Origin of the sequence: Kribbella sp. VKM Ac-2568 (genome assembly GCF_004345365.1) — a bacterium.
In the GTDB taxonomy this organism is placed as follows: domain Bacteria; phylum Actinomycetota; class Actinomycetes; order Propionibacteriales; family Kribbellaceae; genus Kribbella; species Kribbella orskensis.
In genome coordinates, this window is sequence record NZ_SLVF01000008.1 from 149,955 (window position 1) to 172,221 (window position 22,267).

The following is a 22,267-nucleotide window of genomic DNA, read 5'->3' on the forward strand; positions in this document are numbered from 1 at the left end:
ACGGTGTCAGGGTCAACAAGAACCTGCGCCTTGCGAGGATGTCGCACCCTCACAAAGCGCCGGTTCTCTGCCTCGGTTCAGTTGGTGTCGCGGCGGTAGAGCAGGACGGTGCCGATGATCAGAAGTGCGAAGGTGTAGCCGCCGAAGAGCAGGGCGTTCTCCGGGCGAGTGAGGGCGACGGCGATCGAGTCGGCGGTGGCCGTGTCGGACTGGATGGCCAGCAGACCGTTGCCGGCGAAGAACGGGAGGAAGCGGGCCACGGTCGCGGGGAGGAACAGAGTGAGCAGGTTCTCGACGACGAGCCAACAGACCAGCAGGCTCGAGATGGCGCCGGAGCCGTGGCGGATGACCATCCCGACGCCCAGGCCGAAGAGCGCGGCCAGCGTGGTGAACAGCAGCGCCCACAGGGTTGTCGCAGCCATGCCGGACGTGTCGCCCAGTTCGAGGCCACCGGCCACGGCGCCGACGTACCCGGCAGCCATCCCGCCTGCGCCGAGCACCAGTCCGATCGTGCTGGCGGTGACGGTCTTGGCGGCGGCGATCACCCATCGCGCGGGTTGCGCGGTCAAGGTCCCGGCCAGGGTGCCGTGCTGGGCCTCGGAGGTGAAGAGCAGGATCCCGGCGACCGCGGCGAACACCGCGGTGAGCACGGTCGAGTAGATGTAGACGACGGAGACCACCAGAACCTCGTCGGTGATCAGTGTCGCCACCGCCCAGGAGGTGAAGCCGCCGGCCAGGATGGTCAGGGCGAGGATGGCCCGGTTCGCCCGCAGGGTGGACAGCTTGATCCACTCGCTCTTGAGCACGGCCGGGAAGGCCGTGAAGTCGTCGGCGCGGCTACGTTCGGCGAGGCGCTGGTCGGGCTGGCTGATGGTGGTGGTCGGGGTGGAGAGAATGGCAGTCATCGCTGGTCCTTCACTGAACAGTCGGGCTGAATGTCGGAAACGCAGTGGGCGGACCTGCGGCAGGAACGGTGGAGCTCAGGCGGACGCGAACTCCGCTGACGCGCGGGTCAGGTCGAGCAGGCTGTCCTCGAGCGACCGCGAGGTCTCGGTGAGCTCGACCAGGCGGATGCCGTGGTCGAAGGCGATCTGCGAGACCGCGGCCTTCGTCGTCCCGCGCACCTCCAGCCGGTCGCCCTCGATCTCGACCTGGACATCAGGCGAAGCCAGTACTGCGGCCAGCGCCGCGGCCTGAGGTGTCTCGGCAATCACGGTGCCGGCGCTCCGGGCGCTGATCGCGTCGACTGACTCCGCTGCGAGCAACCGCCCACCGCCGACCACCACGAGGTCATCGGCGAACATGCTGAGCTCGGCGATCAGGTGGCTCGACACGAAGACCGTGCCACCGCGGTCGGCGAAGTTCCGCAGATACGTCCGCAACCAGCGGATACCGTTCGGGTCCAGACCGTTCGACGGCTCATCGAGCAGTAGGATCTCGGGATCACCGAGGAGTGCGCCGGCAAGGGCCAAACGCTGACGCATGCCCAGGGAGAACCCACCGACCCGCTGATCCGCGGCCGTCTCCAGCCCGACCTCGGCCAGTACCTCCTCGGCCCGCTTCGCCGGTACTCCGCTGAGCGCCGCCGTGGCCCGCAGGTGATTCCGGGCGGTGCGCCCGGGGCGCATGCAGCGGGCGTCGAGAACCGATCCGACGATGCGCGCGGGGTTCTTCAGGCTGGTGTAGCCGATGCCGTGGTAGCTGACGTCGCCGCTGTCCGGCCGGGTCAGACCGACCATCATCCGCATGGTCGTCGACTTGCCGGCGCCGTTCGGGCCGACGAATCCCGTCACGCGGCCAGGGGCTACCTCGAACGTCATGTCGTGAACGGCGAGGCGCTTGCCGTAGTGCTTGGTGAGTCCGGAGACGGTGATCATGCGCTGCACTCCATGCCTTTTGCAGGGGCCTTCCGAGAAGGCGACCTTACGCTGTAAGGTTGGTCCTGACCCTAGACTTACGGTGTAAGGTTGTCAAGGAAGCAGCCGAACGAAGGAAAGAGATCATCCGTGCCGAAGAAGACGGCAGCGCGAGTCCCGGTGACCCGGGAGCGAGCTCTGCAGACCGCCGTGGCGCTGGCCGACAAGGAAGGGTTGGGGTCACTCTCGATGCGCAAGCTCGCGCAGGAGCTCGGTGTCGAGGCGATGTCGCTCTATCACCACGTGAAGAACAAGGAGGACATCCTGGACGGGATGGTCGACCATGTCTTCGCCGAGATCGAGCTGCCGGTCGAGGGTGACGAGTGGAAGCCCGCGATGCGGGACCGGGCACGCTCGGCCCGGGCGGCCCTGACCCGTCACCCCTGGGCGATCAGCATCATGGACTCCCGTGCCGCGCCGGGCCCGGCGACCCTGCGGCACCACAACGCGGTGATCGGCGCCTGTCGCCGGGCCGGCTTCTCGGTCCAGATGGCGGCACACGCGTTCTCACTGCTCGACAGCTACATCTTCGGCTTCGTGCTGCAGGAGGTGAACCTGCCGTTCGACGAATCGGCGGTGATCCCGGAAGTGGTCGAGTCGATGATGCTGCCCTACTCACCCGAGGACTACCCGTACCTGACCGAGTTCACCACGGAGTACATCCTGCAACCGGGTTACAAGTTCGGCGCCGAGTTCGAGTACGGCCTCGCTCTTCTGATCGACAGTCTCGAAGCCGCGGCTCATCCGTGACCGCGGTTCCTTGCAGCGATGCATCCCTTGCAAAGAAGGCAAATCATGGCTACTGCCATCACCACCAACCAAGCGATCACGCAAGCGGCCTACGGGTCAGCTGATGTACTGCGACTCGGGCAGCTCGCTGTGCCGGAGATCAAGGACAACGAGGTGCTCGTCCGGGTCGGCGCCGCCGGGCTCGACCGGGGCACGTGGCACATCATGACGGGCAAGCCGTACCTGCTGCGTCTCGTCTTCGGCCTGCGCAAACCGAGGAACCCGGTGCTCGGGAGAGCCCTCGCCGGGACGGTTGTCGCCGTGGGGCCGGCCGTGACCAGGTTCTCCGCCGGCGATGAGGTCTACGGCGTCGGCCACGGATCCTTCGCGCAGTACTGCGCTGCGCCGGAGAGCAAGCTGGCTCGCAAGCCGGCCAACACCTCCTTCGAAGGGGCCGCGGTGGTTCCGATCTCCGGGCATACCGCGCAGCAGGCGCTGACCGATGTCGGCAAGGTGCAGGCCGGCCAGAAGGTGTTGATCACCGGGGCATCCGGGGGCGTCGGCAGCTACGCGGTCCAGTTGGCGAAGGCCCTCGGCGCCGAGGTCACCGGCGTGGCCAGTACCGCGAAGCTCGACCTGGTGCGGTCACTCGGTGCCGACCACGTCATCGACTACACCAAGGAAGACTTCGCCGACGGCGTGACCCACTACGACCTGATCATCGACATCGCCGGCAACCCGAAGCTCTCGCGGTTGCGTCGCGCGCTCACCCCGACCGGAACGGCCGTCCTCACCGGCGGCGAGGGCGGCGACAGCGTGACCGGCGGCATGGGCCGTCAGCTCCGCGCCCTGGTCACCTCGTGGTTCTCCCGCCAACGAATCGCCAGCTTCATCGGCAACGAACGCGGCGCCGAACTCGAACGCCTCACCGCCCTGATCGAGGCGGGCAAGCTCAAGCCGGCCATCGACAAGAGCTACCCGCTGGCCGAAGCCGCCGAAGCCATGCGCCAACTTGAAGCCGGCCAGGTCCGCGGCAAGATCGCCATCACCGTCTGACGGGCAGGGACCCGGACATGGACGACAGCGGGCCGCTGCGCAGTACGACGGTTCTCATCACCGGCGCCACCAGTGGCATCGGCAAGGCGACCGCATTGGGTTTGGCTGGGATGGGCGCGCACGTTGCCATCACCGGCAGGGATCGTGAACGCACCGAGCGCGCGGCGCGCGAGATTCGGGCCGTAGGCGGCGGGGACGTGGATGTGTTCGTCGCGGACCTGTCGTCCCAGGCGGAGGTGCGGAGGCTGGCCGACGAGGTGCTGCAGAGGTTGCCTCGGCTCGACGTACTCATCAACAACGTGGGCGGCTACTGGGACAACCGGCACGTCACCGCGGACGGGCTCGAACTGACCTTCGCTCTGAACCATCTCGCACCGTTCCTGCTCACGAAACTGTTGCTGGACAGGCTGAAACAGAGCGCCCCGGCGCGGGTGGTCACGGTCTCCTCCAACGCGCAACGGATCGGCCGGATTGATTTCGACGACCTGCAAGGGGAGAAGTCGTACTCCGGGTCGCGGGCTTACGATCAGTCGAAGCTGGCCAATCTGCTGTTCAGCTACGAGCTGGCCCGGCGGCTGGAGGGTGATGGCGTCACCGCGAACGCCCTGCATCCCGGGGTCGTCAGCACTTCCTTCGGTGCTGAGGATCCCGGCCGGATCCAGCGGCTGTTCGTGCCCTTCTTCCGGCCCTTCATGAAGACGCCTGAGCAGGGGGCCGCGACGTCGATCCACCTGGCTTCCTCGCCCGAGCTGGAGAACGTCACCGGTCTCTACTTCGTGAACAGCAAGGCCAAGAAGTCTTCCGAGCGTAGTTACGACCTCTCCGCAGCCGCCCGGCTCTGGAAGGTCAGCGATGAGCTGGTCAGCCCGTCGAGACCACGCGGTTCCACACGTCGATGACAAGGATCGGTCGCATGCCGACCCCTCGGTAGAGGCCGAGGGCCGGGGTCGGGTTGGCGCTGTCCACATGAAGGATCGTGCCGGCTCGACCGGCGGCCGCGTCGACGGCGAAGGCGTTCTGAAGCAGGTACTTCGCCAGGCCGCGGCCACGTGCGTCTGGCAGTACGCCGACGCGCCCCACGTAGCCACAGTCATCACTGTCCAGGAAGTCGTCCCGGCACTCCATCGCTGCCACCGCGCGGCCGTCGATTTCGAGCATGGTGAGCTGGGACCAGTCGAAGGTCGTCCGCTTCTCCCGGGTTTCGACCCAGTCGTCGTACGGGAGCGGCGTCGCGCCGTCCTGGCCCTCGAACGATTCGACCATGACCTGGTGAGCGGCGCGGCTGATGTCCTTGCCGGTTCGCTGGACAACACCTGCGGGCAACGTGGGAGCGGTGACCGGGCTGTCATGGTCGATGCGCAGCCGCTGGAAGGTGGTGCTCTGGGCGAACCCTTGCTCGGCGACGACCTCCAGCAGTTGCTGGTCGGCGCGGAGCAGGCCGAGTCCCACCGTCACCTCGGCGTGGTCCTGCTCGCGGCCGAGCTGCCTGGACCGGTCGACCGCTTGGGTCAGCAGCCAGGTGGCGACCTCCCGCGACTCCGTCACGAGATCGATGTCGAAGCGGTCGCCTGCAACTTGCTTGCTGGTGGTCGCGTAGCCGATCAGCCGACCCGCCCCGTCGTGCGCGACCCAGCCGTCGAGGGCTGGATCGAAGCCGGGTGAGCTGAGCTGGTTGGCGATGTTCGCCAGCGGCCTGCCCACTCTGCCGAGCAGACGCACGCTGTACGCCGAGATGAGCTCCGCCATGTCCTCGGCGTCGTTCAGGTGCAGTGGTCGGGTCGAGAACCCAGCAGCCAGCGTCATGGCCGCAAAGCTACTGCGCGGAGGGTTGAACCCCGTGCGGTTAATTGGTGACTGCGTCGGCGCAGGGGGTGGCGGCCTCGTCGATCTCGTCGGCGTTGACCACCAGGGCTGGGATGAAGCGGACGACCTGGTTCCAGGGGCCGCAGGTGAGGAGGGGTAGTCCTCGGCGGGCTGCTTCCTGCTGCGCGGCGGCGGCCATATTGGGATCCGGCTTGCCGTCGGCGTCGCGGAACTCGTTCCCGATCATCAGGCCGAGGCTGCGTACGTCGGTGAACAATCCGGTCTCGGTCGCGAGGGCGGCCGATCGGGATCGACGAGTTCCTCGAGACCATGTACATCGGAATCGCGTTGGCCTGATCCCGCACGCCGGCTGTCGGTCCCATGTAAACCAACTTCTGACGACGTGCGCAGCGCCGGGGCACGCGCGCTCGGCTACAGCGGCGTCACCCCGACCGCCTTCTGTCTGACGGGGGATCCGGGCGAGGCGTTGACAAGATTTAGACAGTGTGCAAATACTTCGAACTGTGGTAAAGACCTCGGTGGCGAGTGGGTGGCGGGAGGCTCGGCGGGAGAACGCCCGGGCGGCCGTGCTGGCGGCCGCGTGGGACCTGGTGCGGGAGGACGGGCTCGCCGCCCTGTCGCTGCGGGAGTTGGCGCGGCGGGCGGGGATCACCACCCCGACGGTCTACGCGTACTACGAGTCGAAGAACGCGATCTTCGACGCGATGTTCGCCGAGGCGGCGCAGACCTTCGTCGACCTCAAGGCGTCGCTTCCCGTCACCGACGATCCGCGCCGGGACCTGCTGACCGAGACGAGGGCTTTCGTCGACTTCTGTGTGTCGGACGTGCCCCGCTACCAGCTCCTGTTCCAGCACTCGGTGCCCGGCTTCGAGCCGTCGCCGGAGTCCTACGAGCTCGCGGTCAGTGCCCTGGGGGTCACTCGCGAGCTCCTCGCACGCAACGGCGTGCACGATCCGCGGTACCTCGACATCTGGACCGCTGTCACGACCGGCCTGGTCGATCAGCAGGTCTCCAACGACCCGGGCGGTGACCGGTGGAGCCGGCTCGCCGACGACGTCGTGCAGATGTTCCTGGCCCAGTTCTCGAAGAACTGAGCCGCTGAACCAAAGGGGGCAAGTCATGTCCACAGTCAGTCGAGCAAGTCTTCATCATCTGGCGCTGACCGTCACCGATCTGGAGAGCAGCGTCGAGTGGTACGGGCAGGTGTTCGACGTCCACCCGGTGATGGACGTCCCGCACCCCGGCGGCGTCGGGCGGATCCTCGCCGATGCCGACCACCAGCTGATGATCGCGCTGCACCGGCACGAGACCAACGGCGGCGAGCTCTGCGCGGAGACGAGGACCGGGCTCGACCATGCCGGCTTCACCGTGCCCAGCCGCACCGACCTCGAGCAGTGGCAGGACCATCTCGAAGCTCACGGCGTCGTCCGCAGCGACCAGGCCGACAAGCCGCTGACCCAGTCGCCGATCACCGACGAGCCGTACGCCTCGGTCCTGGTCTTCCGCGACCGGGACAACATCCAGCTCGAACTCTTCGCACCGGCGCAGCAGTAGCTGCGGGAGCGACCTGTACTGCGACCTGGCGCGAGCGTCAGCGATTCGTCAGGCGGGTGATGGCGTCGTCCATGTGTGCGGTGACGAGGCGGTCGACGAGGTCCGGGTCGCCGGTCTTGATGGCTTCGGCCAGAGCTCGGTGTTCCTCGACCCGGACCTCGGAGGCCGAGTAGGTCTCCAGACGGTCACCTGGTTCGCGGTGGGCACCGGTTTGTCGACGGCCGCCTCGAGCTCCTCGATGATCGCGTGCGTGTGCATCGCGGTGTCCGGCACCAGGATCGCCTCGGCCTCCGGGTGATCGGCGGCCCGGACCATCGCGACCACCTCGTCGGTGTCGAGGGTGCCGACCTCGGCCGCCGTGAAGATCCCGTGGCTTCCCATCGCCACCACCTCGGCGCCACCAGCGGTCCGGAACCGGACGAAGTGCCGCGCCACGTCGTCGGGGTACGACGCCGCCACCGCGGGCTGACCCGCACCGGAATGGGTAGATTGTCGACAATGCTAACCCCGGCGCAGTCTACCCAGCGATCAGTGAGGAGTTCCCGCCGATGAGCCAGTACGACGTACCGCGGCTCGCCCGGGAACTCGGGGGGCAACTGCGCGGGTCCGTCGGCGCTGACGCGAGGAGCCGGGCGCTCTATGCGGCGGACGGGTCGAACTACCGGGCCGTGCCGGATCTGGTCGTCGTACCGGCTGATCGGGAGGATCTGGCCGCCGCGGTGGCGCTGACCGCGGCGGCGGGTGCACCGGTGACGTTGCGCGGTGGCGGCACGTCGATGGCGGGGAACGCGATCGGCGGGGTCGTCATCGACGCGTCGCGGCACGTGAACCGGATCCTGGCCATCGACGCGGAGTCGCAGACCGCCGTGGTCGAGCCCGGAGTGATCCTGACCCACCTGCTGGCCGCTGCGAAACCCCACGGGCTGGCTTTCGGCGCGGACCCCTCTTCGGGCAGCCGGGCGACGCTCGGCGGCATGATCGCGAACAATGCCTGCGGCGCCCACTCTGTTGCCTGGGGCACCACCGCGGACAGCCTGGTCGACCTCGACCTGGTGCTTGCCGACGGCACCAGACTCACCGTCGATGCCCCCGGCACCAAAGGACGCGAGTACTACGCCGCCCGGCCCGGCCGCGAAGGGGAGCTCCACCGGGCGCTGCAGGCGTTCGTGGACCGGCATGAGCTGTTGATCAGCAGGAGATTCGGCCAGTTCAGCCGGCAGATCTCCGGGTACGCGCTGCACAGGTTGTTGCCTCAGCACGGCTATGACGTGGCGCGGTTGCTCGCCGGGAGCGAAGGCGGCTTTGCGGCGACGCTGCAAGCCACCGTGCGGCTGACGCCGTTGCCTGCGGCAAAGGTGCTTTGTGTGCTCGGGTTCGGCGACTCGATCACCTCGGCCGACTGTGCGCCGGTGGTGCTGCGGCACGGTCCGCTGACGATGGAGTCGATCAACAGCGATCTCGTCGAGCGGTTGCCCGCGGAGGTCCGGGACGCGGCGGTCCACGCAGGGCTACCGGCCGGGCGAGCCTGGCTGCTCGTGGAGCTGGGCGGCGGCGATCAGGCCGCTGCCACGATCGCCGCGGAGAAGATGCTCGAGGAGCTTCGCGATTCGGGTTCGCCGGCGACCGCTTCGCTGGTGACCGATCCTCGCGCGCAGGGCGTCCTCTGGCGCTGCCGCACTGATGCCGCCGGACTCGCGACCCGCCGGGCCGATGGTGCCGAAGCCTGGGGTGGTTGGGAGGACGCTGCCGTCCCACCCGAACGACTCGGCGCCTATTTGCGTGGCCTCGACGAAGTGCTCGCTCGCCACGGGTTGTCCGGCGCGTCGTACGGGCATTTCGGTGAGGGCTGCATGCACATGCGGATCGACTTCGACCTGTTCAGCGCGCGCGGCCTCGCGACGTACCGGGATTTCGTCGAGCAGGCGACCGATCTCGTCGTCGAGTTGGGTGGATCGGTATCCGGTGAACACGGCGACGGGCGGGCGCGGTCGGAGTTGCTCGCCCGGATGTACGGCGCGGACGGCGTGCGGCTGTTCCGCGAGGTGAAGGAGATCTGGGATCCGGCCGGGGTGATGAATCCCGGGATGATCGTCGATCCGCCGCTGTTGGACGCGAATATCCGGCACGACGGGCCGGCCAAGGACCGCGAACTGCTGACGGTGTTCGCCTATCACGACGACGACCACGACTTCGCCCAGGCGCAGCGGCGGTGTGTCGGGATCGGCAAGTGCCGGCAGACCTCCGGCGGGGTGATGTGCCCCAGCTATCAGGTCACCCGGGAGGAGTTGCACTCGACGCGGGGGCGCGCACACCTGCTCTGGGAGATGCTCCAAGGGGATGTGATCACGGACGGCTGGCGGTCGACCGAAGTACGCGACGCGCTCGACCTCTGCCTGTCCTGCAAGGGCTGCCTCTCCGACTGCCCGGTGAACGTGGACATGGCGACCTACAAGGCCGAGTTCACCCACCACCACTACGCAAGAAGGCCGTGGGCCCGGCCACTGTCGCACTGGTCGATGGGCTGGCTACCACTCTGGGCGCGCCTGGCCGCCCGCGCCCCACGCCTCGCCAACAGGTTCGCCGCTCTCGGTTTGGTGAAGCGCCTCGGCGGGATCGCTCCCGAACGCGAGGTCCCCCAGTTCACCCACCAGACCTTCACGGACTGGTTCCTTGCCCGGGGCAAGCATGGTCCGGGTGAGCGCGGGAGAGTGGTGCTCTGGCCGGATACGTTCACCGACCATCTGTCGCCGGAGATCGGGCGCGCGGCCGTCGAGGTGCTGGAGGCGGCGGGGTTCGAGGTGCTGCTGCCGGACAAGCGGGTCTGTTGCGGGCTCACCTGGATCTCCACCGGTCAGCTCGGCGTCGCCCAGCGAGTCGTGAAGCGCTCTCTCGCGATCCTCGCCCCGCACCTGGCAGCGGGTACGCCGATCATCGGCCTCGAGCCAAGCTGCACAGCCGCCTTCCGCCAGGACGCCCCCGACCTGCTGAGCGACAACCCGCTGGCCCACGCAGCCGCCAAGTCAACCGTCACCCTGGCCGAGTTCCTGACGAAGTCCGACTGGATCCCGCCACAGGTCGGGGGAGAGGCCTTGGTCCAGCCGCACTGCCACCAACACGCCGTCCTAGGCTTCGACGCCGACAAAGCCCTGATGGCAGCCGCCGGCATCACCGCCACCATCCCCGACGCCGGCTGCTGCGGCCTAGCCGGCAACTTCGGCTTCGAACGCACCCACTATCAAGTCTCCAAAGCCGTAGGAGAGCGCGCCCTACTACCCGCAGTCCGCGCAGCAGGCGACGACACCACCATCCTCGCCGACGGCTTCAGTTGCCGAATCCAAATAGCTCAGGGCACCGATCGCCGCCCGCTCCACCTGGCCGAACTACTCGCAGCCGCGCTCCGTGACGGGCATTGAAATACTCGCCTGTTTTACGAGCGAAGGGGTGACGGAGCGTGATGTTGGGCGTAGCATCCGGCTCAAGGCTGGTCGCGGTCCCAGGGGGTGGACCGCGGCACCGGCCAGGGGGCTTCGATGAACGTGCCAGGAAATCCGAGCTACAGCGGCCAGAGTGCTCCGAAAGAGGAGATCAGGTTCGCAGTCGTACTCAACGGTGGAGTGAGTCTCGCGGTCTGGATGGGTGGGGTGGTGCGTGAGATCGACCGCGTCACCCGGCAATACGGTCCGTACGGCAGGCTCTTGAATCTGCTCAATGCCAAAGCACGTGCCGACGTCATCGCCGGCACTTCGGCCGGGGGGATCAACGGCGCCGCCCTTGCGCTGGCGCAGGCCAACAAGAACGCTGACGTCGGGCTGATGCGAGACCTATGGTCGGAGCAGGGCCGGATGGACTCCCTTCTGCAGCGTCCGTTCCGGGGATCGCCGGCATCGCTGCTGCGTGGTGACGACTACTTCCTGCCCAAGATCCACGAGGCGATGAAGCAGCTGAGTAAGAACTGGGAGGGCAGTACTGCGGCCGACAGGCCGCTGGAACTGATCATCACCACGACCTTGCTGCACGGAGCCCGGACCGTGACAGTCGATTCGCTGGGCCAGCAGCTTCCTCAGATGTTGCACCAGGGACACTTCACGTTCAAACGCGACGATCCGATGATCGGAGAGCGGAACGACTTCGGACCGGGAGCGGACGACGACATCACTGCCGGATTGGCGATCGCCTCGCGGTGCACCGCCAGCTTCCCCGTCGCCTTCGAACCTTGTTTCGTGCCTGCCAAGGGCCGTCTGGGCAAGGTCCTGGCATCGGACGGTCAGGCGATCGTCGACCTGACCGACCCGGGCCGGCGGCCGGACCTCGGCAGCCACGTGTCGTGGCGGACGGCCGGTCCGGCAGAGGCGCTGCCTGATGACAGGTCGCGGTTCGCCGTCGACGGCGGGCTGCTTGCCAACACCCCCACGAAGGCTGCCCTGGAGGCCATCGGTCGAATGCCCGCAAGCGGCCTGGTCCAGCGCGTCATGCTGCTCGTCTATCCTCATGCGCCAACCAACCAGCCGGACCCGGCAGATCGCTCCGACGAACCTCCCACTGTGACCGCAGCCATGGGAGGACTACTTGGTGCCTTGCTGAGCCAGGGCAACCGGACCTTCGTTGATGAGATCGAAACGCACAATCAGGCCGCGGCAGCCCGGCGCGGAACGCGGCTGGACATCATGGAGGGCCTCAGAGACCCCGACGGTCTCAAGAGTCTGGCCGAATGTGTTTTCCAGCAGTATCGCAACCAGCGGGTGCGGCGGGCTGCCCACGAGCTCGTCAGTAGGGTCCAGCCGCCGGCGGACTGGTCGTACCAGCGAATCCGCAAAGCCATCGAGTCGGCAGAACGCGACTGGATGCGTGACGATCCGCAGAACCCAGCGCGGCCGACGGACCTGCCTTATGTCCCCCACGCGTTGCCTCGGGACGATGACCCGCCCGCGGCCTACTGGAACTGGGGTATCACAGCAGCGCTCGACCTGGCGGACACTGCGCTGGACCTGCTTCATCGACTGATCAGCGTCACGTCTGATCCGGAAACCTGCAACTTGCTCGCCGAAGGGCGGCGCGACGTCAGCCAGGCGCGAGCCGAACTCCTCAGGATTCGCGATGAACTCGACGAGGCCTGGACCGCCGACTCCGTCCTCACCACGCTGCCTCCCAGCAAGAACTTCTGGACCGTGTGGCTGGCGCACTACGCCCGCGCGATGACCAACGATGAGAGCATGGTCGACCTGGCCGAGGCCAAGCTCAGGGACGAGCTCAGGCGGGACTACATCAAAAGGCGATTGACCGATTCCCAGCTCGAGGAACGAGCTGCCGGCATCACCAATGCCTTGATCGGGCTGCGTAACCACATGCCGACGGCCAAATTCGGCCTGCGGGCCACCTCCGCGGTTCGCCACATCGTCGACTCGGTCGTCAGCGCGCTGGCACCGTTGAAATCTGTGCACGATGCGGTCGCCGACTCAGCCGGGCTGCGGCACTGGAAGATGGTGTTCAGGGATCTGCCGACGGAAGTCGGGTCGGCCGGACTCGGATCGGCCCATGCCATGGCTGATCACAACAGGGTTCATGCACGGCTGCTGTGGCTCCATGTCGCCGCGTGGACCCTCGCCGACGACTCGGGCACCGGCAGCAGCCACGCGATGGACCTGGTCCAGATCTCGCTGCAGACGCAGAACGACTTTGCGGTGCAGTCGACCACCCTGGACGACAAGGTCGGCGGCATGTCGCTCAACCGCTTCGGAGGTTTCCTCAAACGGTCCTGGCGTATGAACGACTGGACCTGGGGACGGATGGACGCGGCGACCATGCTGTGCCAGATCATCCTGTCGCCGGAACGATTGCGTCGACGCGCGATCCAGCGGAGACAGAGCGACAGCCCGGAGACAGCGAGCGGCTTCGTCGACACACTCATCGGCGAACTGTTCACCACACCGGTACCGGTGGAGGTGGCGGAACTGTGGGCCGCCGCGGTCAGCGAACTCGAGCCGGTCTACTCGCCCGATGAGCAGGACCTGCCGTCCAGCCTGCCCAACCTCGCCGCAATCGCGGCCTGGGCTGTCCACATGCGGGCCGCGGTCGAGGAGCTGCCGACGATCGCTGCCTCGGTCGCGGCCGATCGGAGCGACCGGGCGAATCCGTCCTCCAACGGTGAGCTGTTCCTGACCCAGAACGCATCTCTGCTGAGCAGTCTGGATGACAGACCTGACTCGACGGGTTCGGATCCACTGTCGCAAGAAGAGATGAGACTGGGTCTGAGGGCATTGCGGGCATTCGACCGAGCAGGCATCGGCCGCGAACCACTCGACGAAGAGGCTCGCAGTGATCAGATGATCCGTACGGCGGCGACGGCGGCGAGCGTCGCGGTGACTCTGGCCGACAGCGGCCGGTCGGGCCTGGGAGCGATCAAACCGGTCACCCGGACTCTTCGCGGCGGCATGCTGGTGCCGTACTGGACCGTCCTTGGCCTCACCGCCGGCGGCGCCATCGCTCGCTTCCTGGCGCTGATGACGCTGGCTTCTGGTGCACTCCTGCTTTCGCTGTCCCTGCTCGGGGTCATTCATGGGTGGGCGGCCGGACCAGCCGCGGCGATCGGGCTCGGGGCGGTCCTTACCGCCTTCGGCTTCGCCGCGATGCGCACCGGCACCTTGCTGCACAGCGTGGTTCTGCTGACGCCTGTCATTCCGCTGGTCGTGTACGCGGCAGATCGCTGGGACGAGCATCGAGGAGACGGGGGCCTGGCTCTCGCTCTGGGCGCCACCGGGACGATCCTGGCGTTGGCGCTCGCCTTGATGTTGCTGGGTAGCCTGCCCTCCCAGGTGGTCAGTCCCATCGCGACCCTTTACCGCGCATTGGATCGGATCGGGGCTCTCTACTTCCCACCAAAGACGGACTTGGCGCAGATGTCGGCCGGCCAGCGATTCGGGCGAAGGCTCGCCGCCGCAGGGATTTGGATAGCCTTCTCGGTCCTCCTGCTCGCAGTGATGGCCGCGATCGCCTATGGTCTGGTTCTCCTTGTCCCGTGGGTCGTCGACCAGCCGCCACAGTGGAAGAAACATCCTGGCCGGGTCATCGCGATCGCTTCGGTAGCAGTACTGATCGGCTGGATGGTCGGCTATTGGGCGGGCTGGCGGTTGCGGTCCTGGACCGAGGTCGGCGACGGCTCGGGCTCCGTCTACCGGATCCGCGGCGTCGACCATTCGAGCGGCGTTGCAGCAACCTGGTCCGTCGTCTACGGCACAGTGTTCGCTCTCGTCGCGGGCGGAATCGTCTGGCGATGGCCGGCCCAGCCGGGGCTCGTATGGCAAGCCGCGCTTGTTACCGCACTGGTTTTCGCCCTTCTGCTGCTATACGTGGTGCCTGTCGTCGTACTTCTCGGGTCGGTCCGGTCTGTGCTCCATCGGTTGGTCAAGGACGCAAGGTGCGCCGCGATCGTCTGGCCTCCACCTGAGGCAGACCTCAGCAACGTCATCAACCTGCTGTGGAAGCAAGACATGCGCTACCGCTGTCTTCTCAAGCCGACAACACGCGCGGCGACGACTCTCACCTTGACCGGAGCAGGAATTCGGCTCAAGAAGCGAGTGACCAAGACTCTCGCGACCACTCCCTAGAGCCTGGCTTTCCCGGCCGAGGTTGATCAGCCGAGTAGGCGCAACGCTGTGAGGGCGTAGGCCCGCGCGGCGGTCGTGAGCTCGGAGATCGCTACCGACTCGTCGGCGCGGTGGGCCTGTGAGGTGACCGATCCGGGGCCGAGGACGACCACTGGTACGTCGAGGTCGCGGGCGACGAATCCGCCGTCGCAAGCGGCGGTCCATCCGCCCAGCGGAAGACCGGGACCACCGGCGTCGGCCAGAGCAGCGTTGGTGATCCTCACCAGCTCGGCATCCGCAGGTGTCTCGAAAGCAGGCATTTCCATCGGCATCTCGAGGTCGACCGACAGGCCACGTTCTTCGAGCTTCAACCCCGCCACCCGAGCGCGGAGATCGTCGAGCACGGCCGCCGGGGACTCCCCGGGCAGCAGCCGCCGGTCGGCGACGATGACGCATTCGGCCGGGACGATCGAGCCGCCGGTGCCGCCGTTGATCTGGCCGACGCTCCAGGTGGCCGAGCCGAGCAGAGGATGCGGGGCGGCGGCGAGTTCCACGTGCAGGCGTTCGATCTCGGCGACCACCGCGGCCGCTCCGTAGATCGCGTTGGCGCCGTCGGCCGGGTTACCCGCGTGGCTCGCACGCCCATGGATCTCGACCCGCAGGTACGAGTCACCGCGCGCACCGATGATCGTCTGCAGGTCCGTCGGCTCCGCGGTGATGCACCCGAGCCACGAGCGGGACGCAGTACCGACGTACGAGCGGATGCCTTTGCCGGTCTCCTCCTCGTCCACGAGTGCGGCCAGTTCGACCGGGCCGCTGAGCCCGGCGCCGCGCAGGGCTGCGAGCGCGACCAGTGCGGAAGCGAGGCCGCCCTTCATGTCGGAGGCGCCGCGGCCGTAGATCCGGCCGTCGGCGACCTCCCCACCGAACGGGTCCTTCGTCCAGCCTTCCCCGACCGGTACGACGTCGGTGTGGCCGAGCAGGAGCAGGCCGGGACCGTTGCCGCCGGCAAGGATGATGCTCAGGTTGTCCCGGCCGGGTTCGACCCGGGTGGCGACCACGTCCAGGCCGAGCTCGATCCCGGCGGCACTCAACGCCCCGACCGTCGCCGCCTCGTCACCGGGCGGGTTCTGCCCGGTCGCCTGCAGCAGACTCCGGGTGATCCGGACGAGGAGTTCCTCGTCGATCCGGTCGAGGACCTGCTGTTCCGCGGGCGTGATCGTCATGCACGGCATGCTAGGCCAGATAGCCGCGCCAACTGCCGTGCTCCGTGATCTCGCGGTCGGGATCGGCTCCGTCGGCCGTGCAGACGAAGCCGAGGACCCGCCGCCCGTCGGACAGCTCCAGGGGTTCGAGCGCCAACGGCGGCTCGACAGTCGCCGCGAACCCAGCGAACTCACCGGCCGGCAGACTCCAGACCTCCACCTCGATCCCAGGTCCGCCGGCCAAAGGCGCGACTGTCCGAGTCAGGCCGGGCCGAGGACCTTCCAGCAAGTACATCCGGTACTCCGGTGCCGTCCGCGCGCCGAACGCCAACCGCCCGCCACGTCGTACCAACTCGTGGTTCAGCGGCTGGCCGGACAGATGCGCACCCGCGAGGGCGAGCAACACCTCGGACGAACGCGTGGGTTCACCGCACCAGACGGCGGCCAGGTCGATGACCACGTCGTCGTGACCGGCCGGTGCGAGTAACTGGATCCCGAAGGGCAGCCCGTCGGCCCGAGCAGGACCGGGAAAGGCGACCGGATCACCGAACCGACCGGCCCGGTCGCGCGATCGGCGTACGGGACGGTTCTGAGCGTGGTCATGGGGTGTTACCTCCGGATCGTCAGTTCCTGGGGTAGGTCGGTCAGGCGTTCCACACCGGTGGGGGTGACCACGGCGGGCTCGGACAGCTCGTAACCCCAGCCGTCCATCCACAGCTCGAGGATCACGTGGAACGCCATCCCCGCGGCGAGTTGGCCGAGCACGTGGGATGGGCCGATCACCTAGTGCTCGCGGCGCCGCTGACGCCGGCGACGTGTGGTCTGGTGAACGATCAAGTGCTGTCGGCAATGAAACCCGATGCGCACCTCGTCGACGTTGCCCGTGGCCCGATTGTCGACGAGGCGGCGCCCCCTGGCGCGGTAGTTCGCCGCCAGCGTCCGACGCTGGCTCGCGGGTGAACCCCTGCTGAACGTGGTGGACAAGAAACTCGGCTACCTCTCGGGAGAGCGATGACTCAGCAGGCAGTGGAACTGGTCGAGGGCTACCGGACCGGCGCGCTCTCCCCGGTCGAGGCGCCCCGGGCCGCGCTGGACGCGATCAAGCCGTACGACGACCGGGTGAACGCCTTCGTGCTCGTGGATGCCGAGGGTGCCCTGGCCGCCGCGAAGGAGTCGGAGGCCCGGTGGCATTCACCCGTCGCGACTAGGCGTCGGTCAAGGGGCGTGGGAGATGACGCCCAGGCCGTGGTCGGCGGTGACGATCGTGACGGTGTGGAAACCGGCCGTCTTCACCGCCTCCGCGACCAACGCGGTGACCCGGTCGCCGCCGGTCGGCCCCTCCGCGCCGTAGAGGATGAACAGCGGAGCACCCGAGCGCAGACCTTGCCGGAGTACGGCGAGCTCGGCCTCGGCGTGGCTGACCCAGAAGAGGTTCACGTTGACGCAGAACGCCCCGCCGTGCGATTCACCGCCACTGCCGACCGATCCGTGGCCAGCAGGTGACCGGTGGTGAGCCGCTCGCAGACCAGCTGCGCGGCCGCCCCCGGTCCGCAGCCGATCTCGAGGATCTGCTCACCGGGCTGGGGATCCACCTCTTCCACAGCCCACCGGATCCGATCGGGAACGGTCGCCATCTGCCCTCCTCGGGGAGCACTCAGCTCCCCTCAGAGTTCTAGTCCCCTAGAGGCCGTGGCGGAAGCCCTGGCGCCAGGAGGTGTAGGTGGGTTCCCAGTCGAAGGTCGCTTTGGCGAGGGAGTTGTCGGCGCCGCGGATCTTGGTGAAGGCGGAGACACCGACCTCGCCGACGGCCAGGCGGGCCAGCCAGACGGGGATGTGCCGCGGTGGTTTGGCGCCGAGGATCTTGGCGAACTCCGGCAGCCAGACCGAGGCGGGCGCCGGGTCGTCGTCGGCGATCTGGTAGATCCCGGTGGCGCTGCTTTCGACCGCCTTGACGGTGGCGTCGGCGGCGTCGTCGTAGTGGATGAACGACCAGACGCCCGAGCCGTCGCCGACCACCGGCAACTTGCGCTGCTCGATCAGCTTGACGATCTCGCCGCCCTTGCCGATGAAACCGGTCGGACCGTAGAAGCCCGCGTACCGCAGTACGACGCCTTCGATGCCCTCGGCACCGGTCACGGCCGACTCCAGATAACGCAGCCCGGCCATCGTCTTGCTCGTCGCCGGCACCGGGTCGGGGTCCATCGGGATCCGCTCGCTCTTGATCTCGGAGCCACCGCGCTCCAGGTTCCAGCCGGCATAGCTCTGGATGACGAACCGCCGTACGCCGGCTGCCTGGGAGGCGGCGAGCAGGTTGTCCGTGCCTTCGGTCCGCAGCCGGTTCGTCAGCGCGAAGCTCTGGTCGAACTTCTTGAAGTCGATGCCGCCCTTCAACGCGGTCATCTGATGTACGACGACCTCGGGCTGGGCGGCAGCGACAGCGGCCTTCACCGCACCGGCGTTCAGCCCGTCCGCGAGCACCACCTCAGCGCCCTGCGCCCGGAGATCGGCCGCACTCGACTCGGACCGCACCATGCCGGTGACGTCGTGTCCTGCCGCGATCAGTTTCGGCACCAGCGAACGTCCGAGCCCGCCGGTCGCGCCTGCCACTAGAACCTTCATCTCATCCTCCATGTCACCTTCAGTCGACCCAGGGGACACGGCGAACGCCGCCGGTGTGACAGTGACCTAGCTCACATCACAGCGAGTGCAGGGTGAACTCCGTCGGGCCGAAGGAGACGTTGTACCGGACGTCGATCGTCAGGGAGTCGCCGTCCGGCCGGCAGGTGAACGTCGCCACGTAGGGGGTTTCCAGGTAGCGGAAGGTAGCTACGAAGGCGTCGTTGCCGGTCGACGCGTTGGTGACCATTCGCTGAGGTGGGTCCACCAGGTCGTCGGTCAGTTCGCGCCAGTCGCCGGGAGCGCAGACGACGTCCTGCGTCGTGCCGGCTGGAACCGTGGTGTCGAAGTCGTGGGAGCTGACCTCGAACGTGAAGGTGCCGGTGCCGTCCGGGTCCAGCCGCACCGCCGACAGTGACGCGACGCTCGGGTCGAATCGGTAGGTGCGGCCGTCGCCACTCGGAGCCTTGCCCACGGGAGCCGGGATCTCGAGCTTCGCGGGCCGAGCCAGGTCGGCTCCCGACTTCCCTTGTAGTACAGGGAGAAGGTGCTCCCAGACGACGTCCAGGGTGGCCTGCATGTCGGGTGAGGCGCTGGTGATGATGAGGGCGGCGTCGTGCTCCGGGAAGATCAGGCAGTACTGCCCGAAGGCGCCGTCGCCGCGGTAGGTGTCGTGCCGCGACCGCCAGAACTGGTATCCGTAGCCCTGCTGCCAGTCGGGGTTGTCCTCGTTGTTCGGCACCTGCTTCGAGGTGGCCGCGTCGATCCAGCTCGCCGGCACGAGCTGCTGCCCCTCCCACGACCCACGCTGCAGCAGGAGCTGCCCGAAGCGGGCCAGCGACTCGGTGTTGAGGCTCAGACCCCAGCCGCCCTTGGTGATGCCCTCGCGGGAGATCTCCCAGGTCGCCTCGCTCGCACCGAGCGGCTCGAACAGCCGCGGGCGGAGGTAGTCGAGCAGGGTCTCGCCGGTGATCTTCTGCAGGATGGCGGAGAGCAGGTACGTCGCGCCGGTGTTGTAGACGAACACCGTGCCCGGCTCGTGCTCCACCTCCAGGTCGAGGAAGATCCGCACCATCCGGCGGTCCCGCGACAGCGCCTCGACGGTGTCCTGCGAGTGCCCGGTCGTCATCGTGAGCAGATGGCGGATCTCCATCGCGGCCAGGTTGTCGCTGATCTTGTCGGGCAGGTCGTCGGCGTCGAAGAATGACACCACCTTGTCGTCGACCGACAGCTTGCCGTCCTCGACCAGCAGGCCGATGCCCATCGAGGTGAAGGACTTCGACACCGAGAACAGCAGGTGCCGGTCCCGCGACCGGTACGGCGCCCACTCCTCCTGCAGCACGACGTGACCGTGCCGGAGCAGCATCAGGGTCTGGATCTCCTGGTCGGAGGCGTCAAGCGCGGCGACGAAGGACTCCAATGCGATAGCGGACAAGTTCTGGGCTTCTGGCGTACTCCGTGGAAGGCTGCTCACCTCATGCACGCTATCCCCTCGAACGGACAAAACTGACGTGAGCCCTCGTGCCGCCGTGATCATGAACCCGATCAAGGTTCCCGACCCGGACGAATTCCGCAAGAAGGTCGACACGGCTCTGACAGAGCGTGGCTACGAAGACGCCCTCTGGCTCGAGACGACCGAGGAGGACCCTGGCTCGGCGATGGCGAGACAGGCGATCGAGGAGTCCGTCGACCTGGTCGTGGTGGCCGGCGGCGACGGCACCGTCCGGGTCGCCTGCGCGGAAGTGGCCCAGTCGAACATCCCGGTCGCGGTGCTGCCCGCCGGCACCGGCAACCTGCTCGCCCGCAACCTCGGCATCAACCTCGATCTCGACATCGCGCTGACCGAACTGCTCGGCGGCAACGAGCAGCGGATCGACAGCGTCCAGGTGGAAGGCGATGGGCTCGACGCCGACCGATTCGTGGTGATGGCCGGGCTCGGGCTGGACGCCGCGATCATCGCCGACGCCCCCGACGAGCTGAAGAAACGCGTCGGCTGGGCGGCGTACGTGGTGTCGACGCTGAAGAACCTCAACCACCCGTTCGTGCGGGTCGAGATCATCGTGGACGACCGGCCGCCGCTGGTCCGCCGGGCGCGCACGGTGGTGATCGGGAACGTCGGCACCCTGCAGGCGAACATCCCGTTGCTGCCGGACGCCGTGCCCGACGACGGCATGATCGACGCGGTCGTGCTGGCTCCGCGCCGGATCAGCCACTGGCCCCGGCTCGCGCTCAGCCTGGTGATCAAGTCCATGCAGGAGGGCCGCAACATCGAGCGGTTCACCGGCAAGCGCATCCAGGTCAAGGCGAGCAAGACCGTCCGCCGGCAGCTCGACGGCGACGAGATCGCGGACGGCCGGACTCTCACCGCGACGGTGGACCCGTCAGCCCTGCTGGTCCGCATTCCCTGAACCCAGGGGCTGCAGATGGGTGAGCTTGTCGGGGTTCACCACGCCGTGGATCGCGACGACGACCCCCTCGGCGACCAGCAGTGACCAGACCGCCAGGGTCCGGTCCTCGGCGCCGCACATCCTGAGGGCCGGTTGCCCGCCGACGTGCACCGGCTCGATCCGCAGACCGAGCCGAGCGAGTCTTCCGAACGCCCCGATCAGCGTCCGGGCCACCCGGTCGGCGCCGAGGATCGGCCGAGGGAAGGCGTCCGCCTTGCCGCCGCCATCGCCGGTGAACGTCGCATCCGGTGCGAGCAGCTCGAGGAGTCCCTCGAGCTCGCCCTCACGGCACGCCGCCAGGAACCGCTCGGCGAGCTCGTCCCGCTCGCGCGGCGAAGCGTCGTACCTGGGCCTGCCGTCCGCCAGCTGCCGGCGAGCCCGTACCGTGAGTTGCCGGCAGGCCGCCTGGCTCTTCAGGACGATGGCGGCGACCTCCTCGTAGGAGTAGCCGAACACGTCGTGCAGCAGGAACACGGCCCGCTGGTCCGGCGACAGCCTTTCGAGTACGACGAGGAACGCCGTGGACAGGGAGTCCGACAGAGCCGCCCGGTCGGCGAGATCGACGTACTCGTCGACGGCCGGATCGGGCAGCCAGGGGCCGATGTAGGTCTCGCGTTGACGCCTGGCCGACCGGAGTTGGTCGATCGCGAGCCGGGTGGTGACCGTGGTGAGGAAGGCCTTGTCCGATTCCACCTCGGGCTCGCGGTGCAGGCGCAGGTACGCCTCCTGCACGACGTCCTCCGCGTCGCCGAAGCTGCCGAGCATCCGGTACGCGATCGACAGCAGCAGCGGCCTGAGCGTGTTGCTGGTGTGCTCCATCACGTCCTCTAGGACGATCGAGGCCCCCTGCTTGTGACAGCTTCCTGTGACAGTCACGGGAGACCGTCGTCGTTCGTCTCCGACCGTAACCGAAGAGTTGGAGGACTGAAGATGAATGTCGCAGCCTGGATCGTCACCGGACTGCTCGTGGCCGTGTTCACGGTGTCCGGCGTGGCCAAGTCGACGATGTCCCGCGACCGCCTGATCGCCACCGGACAGACCGGTATCGCCCCCTTCCCGATGCCGCTCGTCCGCGTGGTCGCACTCTGCGAACTCATGGCCGTCGTGGGCCTGCTCGCGCCCTGGCTGACGGACACCGCCCGCTTCCTGACACCAGCAGCAGCAGTCGGTCTCGGCATCGTCATGATGGGCGCCGCCACGTCCCACGCATCCCTGAAGGAGCCGGGGCCGGTGGCGGCGAACGTCCTACTCCTCTCGGCCTGCGCCTTCGTAGCAGCCCAACGCTTCGCCGCCCTGAACTGACCAAGAGACCATCGCAGGTCACGTTGTCCCACAGCAGC

22 protein-coding genes and 2 pseudogenes are annotated in these 22,267 nt (G+C 67.8%); 10 read left to right on the forward strand and 14 right to left on the reverse strand.

The annotated features are described in order from the left end of the window. Positions 1 to 77: 77 nt before the first annotated feature. Positions 78 to 905, reverse strand: a complete 828-nt coding sequence (locus EV648_RS23970) for an ABC transporter permease subunit (protein ID WP_132295927.1) — start codon at positions 903 to 905, stop codon at positions 78 to 80. 75 nt (positions 906 to 980) lie between these two features. Beyond that, positions 981 to 1,877, reverse strand: a complete 897-nt coding sequence (locus EV648_RS23975; protein WP_132295930.1) for an ATP-binding cassette domain-containing protein — start codon at positions 1,875 to 1,877, stop codon at positions 981 to 983. Positions 1,878 to 2,006: 129 nt separating this feature from the next. Between EV648_RS23975 and EV648_RS23980 the strand changes: the two genes are divergently transcribed. From EV648_RS23980 to EV648_RS23990, 3 genes are read left to right on the forward strand one after another with little or no spacing between them, the layout of a single operon-like run. Continuing rightward, the gene (locus tag EV648_RS23980; RefSeq protein WP_132295933.1) at positions 2,007 to 2,666 is read left to right on the forward strand and encodes a TetR/AcrR family transcriptional regulator; all 660 of its coding nucleotides are present in this window, start codon (positions 2,007 to 2,009) and stop codon (positions 2,664 to 2,666) included. 45 nt (positions 2,667 to 2,711) lie between these two features. Further along, the gene (locus EV648_RS23985) at positions 2,712 to 3,701 is read left to right on the forward strand and encodes an NAD(P)-dependent alcohol dehydrogenase (RefSeq protein WP_132295936.1); all 990 of its coding nucleotides are present in this window, start codon (positions 2,712 to 2,714) and stop codon (positions 3,699 to 3,701) included. 17 nt (positions 3,702 to 3,718) lie between these two features. Then, positions 3,719 to 4,600 (forward strand): SDR family oxidoreductase, encoded by an 882-nt coding sequence (locus EV648_RS23990; RefSeq protein WP_132295939.1) that lies wholly within the window; start codon positions 3,719 to 3,721, stop codon positions 4,598 to 4,600. On the opposite strand, the gene EV648_RS23995 is transcribed toward EV648_RS23990, so the two are convergent. After that, positions 4,563 to 5,504 carry an N-acetyltransferase gene (locus EV648_RS23995; protein ID WP_132295942.1) on the reverse strand — a complete coding sequence of 314 codons (942 nt, stop codon included), beginning with the start codon at positions 5,502 to 5,504 and terminating at the stop codon, positions 4,563 to 4,565. The two genes, EV648_RS23990 and EV648_RS23995, sit on opposite strands and share 38 nt — an antisense overlap. 40 nt (positions 5,505 to 5,544) lie before the next feature. Next, the gene (locus EV648_RS24000; protein WP_255512866.1) at positions 5,545 to 5,781 is read right to left on the reverse strand and encodes an aminotransferase class III-fold pyridoxal phosphate-dependent enzyme; all 237 of its coding nucleotides are present in this window, start codon (positions 5,779 to 5,781) and stop codon (positions 5,545 to 5,547) included. Positions 5,782 to 6,028: 247 nt separating this feature from the next. On the opposite strand from EV648_RS24000, the gene EV648_RS24005 reads away from it, so the two are divergent. Together EV648_RS24005 and EV648_RS24010 are read left to right on the forward strand one after the other, a co-directional pair. Continuing rightward, positions 6,029 to 6,619 (forward strand): TetR/AcrR family transcriptional regulator, encoded by a 591-nt coding sequence (locus tag EV648_RS24005; protein WP_241995545.1) that lies wholly within the window; start codon positions 6,029 to 6,031, stop codon positions 6,617 to 6,619. 25 nt (positions 6,620 to 6,644) lie between these two features. Continuing rightward, a complete protein-coding gene (locus EV648_RS24010) occupies positions 6,645 to 7,079 on the forward strand; it encodes a VOC family protein (protein ID WP_132295945.1) in 435 nt (144 codons plus the stop codon). 37 nt (positions 7,080 to 7,116) lie between these two features. Here EV648_RS24010 and EV648_RS45260 read toward each other — a convergent pair whose 3' ends face one another. After that, a complete protein-coding gene (locus EV648_RS45260; protein ID WP_370452739.1) occupies positions 7,117 to 7,260 on the reverse strand; it encodes an FCD domain-containing protein in 144 nt (47 codons plus the stop codon). A gap of 50 nt (positions 7,261 to 7,310) precedes the next feature. After that, a pseudogene (locus EV648_RS45265) lies at positions 7,311 to 7,538 on the reverse strand (maleate cis-trans isomerase); the annotation flags it as partial. Between the two features lie 137 nt (positions 7,539 to 7,675). On the opposite strand from EV648_RS45265, the pseudogene EV648_RS24025 reads away from it, so the two are divergent. Together EV648_RS24025 and EV648_RS24030 are read left to right on the forward strand one after the other, a co-directional pair. Continuing rightward, a pseudogene (locus tag EV648_RS24025) lies at positions 7,676 to 10,492 on the forward strand (FAD-binding and (Fe-S)-binding domain-containing protein). Positions 10,493 to 10,609: 117 nt separating this feature from the next. After that, complete coding sequence (locus EV648_RS24030; protein WP_132295952.1) at positions 10,610 to 14,680, forward strand: patatin-like protein; 4,071 nt, start codon at positions 10,610 to 10,612, stop codon at positions 14,678 to 14,680. A 26-nt stretch (positions 14,681 to 14,706) separates the two neighbouring features. On the opposite strand, the gene EV648_RS24035 is transcribed toward EV648_RS24030, so the two are convergent. From EV648_RS24035 to EV648_RS24045, 3 genes are all read right to left on the reverse strand, one after another. Further along, complete coding sequence (locus tag EV648_RS24035) at positions 14,707 to 15,885, reverse strand: M20 family metallopeptidase (RefSeq protein ID WP_132295955.1); 1,179 nt, start codon at positions 15,883 to 15,885, stop codon at positions 14,707 to 14,709. A 10-nt stretch (positions 15,886 to 15,895) separates the two neighbouring features. After that, entirely contained in the window at positions 15,896 to 16,324 is a 429-nt protein-coding gene (locus tag EV648_RS24040) for a hypothetical protein (RefSeq protein ID WP_132295958.1), read from the reverse strand. A gap of 149 nt (positions 16,325 to 16,473) precedes the next feature. Continuing rightward, complete coding sequence (locus EV648_RS24045) at positions 16,474 to 16,647, reverse strand: hypothetical protein (RefSeq protein ID WP_199234818.1); 174 nt, start codon at positions 16,645 to 16,647, stop codon at positions 16,474 to 16,476. On the opposite strand from EV648_RS24045, the gene EV648_RS44230 reads away from it, so the two are divergent. Beyond that, entirely contained in the window at positions 16,630 to 16,824 is a 195-nt protein-coding gene (locus tag EV648_RS44230) for an NAD(P)-dependent oxidoreductase (RefSeq protein WP_370452740.1), read from the forward strand. The two genes, EV648_RS24045 and EV648_RS44230, sit on opposite strands and share 18 nt — an antisense overlap. Before the next feature lie 255 nt (positions 16,825 to 17,079). Here the strand turns inward: EV648_RS44230 and EV648_RS44235 are convergent, their stop codons facing one another. From EV648_RS44235 to EV648_RS24070, 4 genes are all read right to left on the reverse strand, one after another. Then, positions 17,080 to 17,301: a hypothetical protein gene (locus EV648_RS44235; protein ID WP_241995550.1), complete on the reverse strand. Its 222-nt coding sequence runs from the start codon at positions 17,299 to 17,301 to the stop codon at positions 17,080 to 17,082. Further along, the gene (locus tag EV648_RS44240; protein ID WP_241995551.1) at positions 17,298 to 17,498 is read right to left on the reverse strand and encodes a class I SAM-dependent methyltransferase; all 201 of its coding nucleotides are present in this window, start codon (positions 17,496 to 17,498) and stop codon (positions 17,298 to 17,300) included. The genes EV648_RS44235 and EV648_RS44240 overlap by 4 nt, the downstream gene beginning before the upstream one ends. A gap of 46 nt (positions 17,499 to 17,544) precedes the next feature. Then, positions 17,545 to 18,483 (reverse strand): NAD(P)-dependent oxidoreductase, encoded by a 939-nt coding sequence (locus tag EV648_RS24065; RefSeq protein ID WP_132295961.1) that lies wholly within the window; start codon positions 18,481 to 18,483, stop codon positions 17,545 to 17,547. A 76-nt stretch (positions 18,484 to 18,559) separates the two neighbouring features. Further along, positions 18,560 to 19,954 carry a serine hydrolase gene (locus EV648_RS24070; RefSeq protein WP_241995552.1) on the reverse strand — a complete coding sequence of 465 codons (1,395 nt, stop codon included), beginning with the start codon at positions 19,952 to 19,954 and terminating at the stop codon, positions 18,560 to 18,562. A 37-nt stretch (positions 19,955 to 19,991) separates the two neighbouring features. Here EV648_RS24070 and EV648_RS24075 point away from each other — a divergent pair, with 37 nt between their 5' ends. After that, entirely contained in the window at positions 19,992 to 20,888 is an 897-nt protein-coding gene (locus EV648_RS24075; protein WP_132295967.1) for a diacylglycerol kinase family protein, read from the forward strand. Here EV648_RS24075 and EV648_RS24080 read toward each other — a convergent pair. After that, positions 20,862 to 21,803 carry an RNA polymerase sigma-70 factor gene (locus EV648_RS24080; RefSeq protein WP_241995553.1) on the reverse strand — a complete coding sequence of 314 codons (942 nt, stop codon included), beginning with the start codon at positions 21,801 to 21,803 and terminating at the stop codon, positions 20,862 to 20,864. The two genes, EV648_RS24075 and EV648_RS24080, sit on opposite strands and share 27 nt — an antisense overlap. 54 nt (positions 21,804 to 21,857) lie before the next feature. Between EV648_RS24080 and EV648_RS24085 the strand changes: the two genes are divergently transcribed. Continuing rightward, a complete protein-coding gene (locus EV648_RS24085) occupies positions 21,858 to 22,229 on the forward strand; it encodes a DoxX family protein (protein WP_132295970.1) in 372 nt (123 codons plus the stop codon). Positions 22,230 to 22,267 lie beyond the last annotated feature (38 nt).

Bases quoted from the DNA above. Each gene is read 5' to 3' on its own strand.
- EV648_RS23985 (WP_132295936.1), top strand. From the start codon at position 2,712: ATGGCTACTGCCATCACCACCAACCAAGCGATCACGCAAGCGGCCTAC.
- EV648_RS24065 (WP_132295961.1), bottom strand. From the start codon at position 18,483: ATGAAGGTTCTAGTGGCAGGCGCGACCGGCGGGCTCGGACGTTCGCTG.
- EV648_RS23990 (WP_132295939.1), top strand. From the start codon at position 3,719: ATGGACGACAGCGGGCCGCTGCGCAGTACGACGGTTCTCATCACCGGC.
- EV648_RS23970 (WP_132295927.1), bottom strand. From the start codon at position 905: ATGACTGCCATTCTCTCCACCCCGACCACCACCATCAGCCAGCCCGAC.
- EV648_RS23995 (WP_132295942.1), bottom strand. From the start codon at position 5,504: ATGACGCTGGCTGCTGGGTTCTCGACCCGACCACTGCACCTGAACGAC.
- EV648_RS24010 (WP_132295945.1), top strand. From the start codon at position 6,645: ATGTCCACAGTCAGTCGAGCAAGTCTTCATCATCTGGCGCTGACCGTC.
- EV648_RS24035 (WP_132295955.1), bottom strand. From the start codon at position 15,885: ATGACGATCACGCCCGCGGAACAGCAGGTCCTCGACCGGATCGACGAG.
- EV648_RS24030 (WP_132295952.1), top strand. From the start codon at position 10,610: ATGAACGTGCCAGGAAATCCGAGCTACAGCGGCCAGAGTGCTCCGAAA.
- EV648_RS44240 (WP_241995551.1), bottom strand. From the start codon at position 17,498: ATGGCGACCGTTCCCGATCGGATCCGGTGGGCTGTGGAAGAGGTGGAT.
- EV648_RS24085 (WP_132295970.1), top strand. From the start codon at position 21,858: ATGAATGTCGCAGCCTGGATCGTCACCGGACTGCTCGTGGCCGTGTTC.
- EV648_RS23975 (WP_132295930.1), bottom strand. From the start codon at position 1,877: ATGATCACCGTCTCCGGACTCACCAAGCACTACGGCAAGCGCCTCGCC.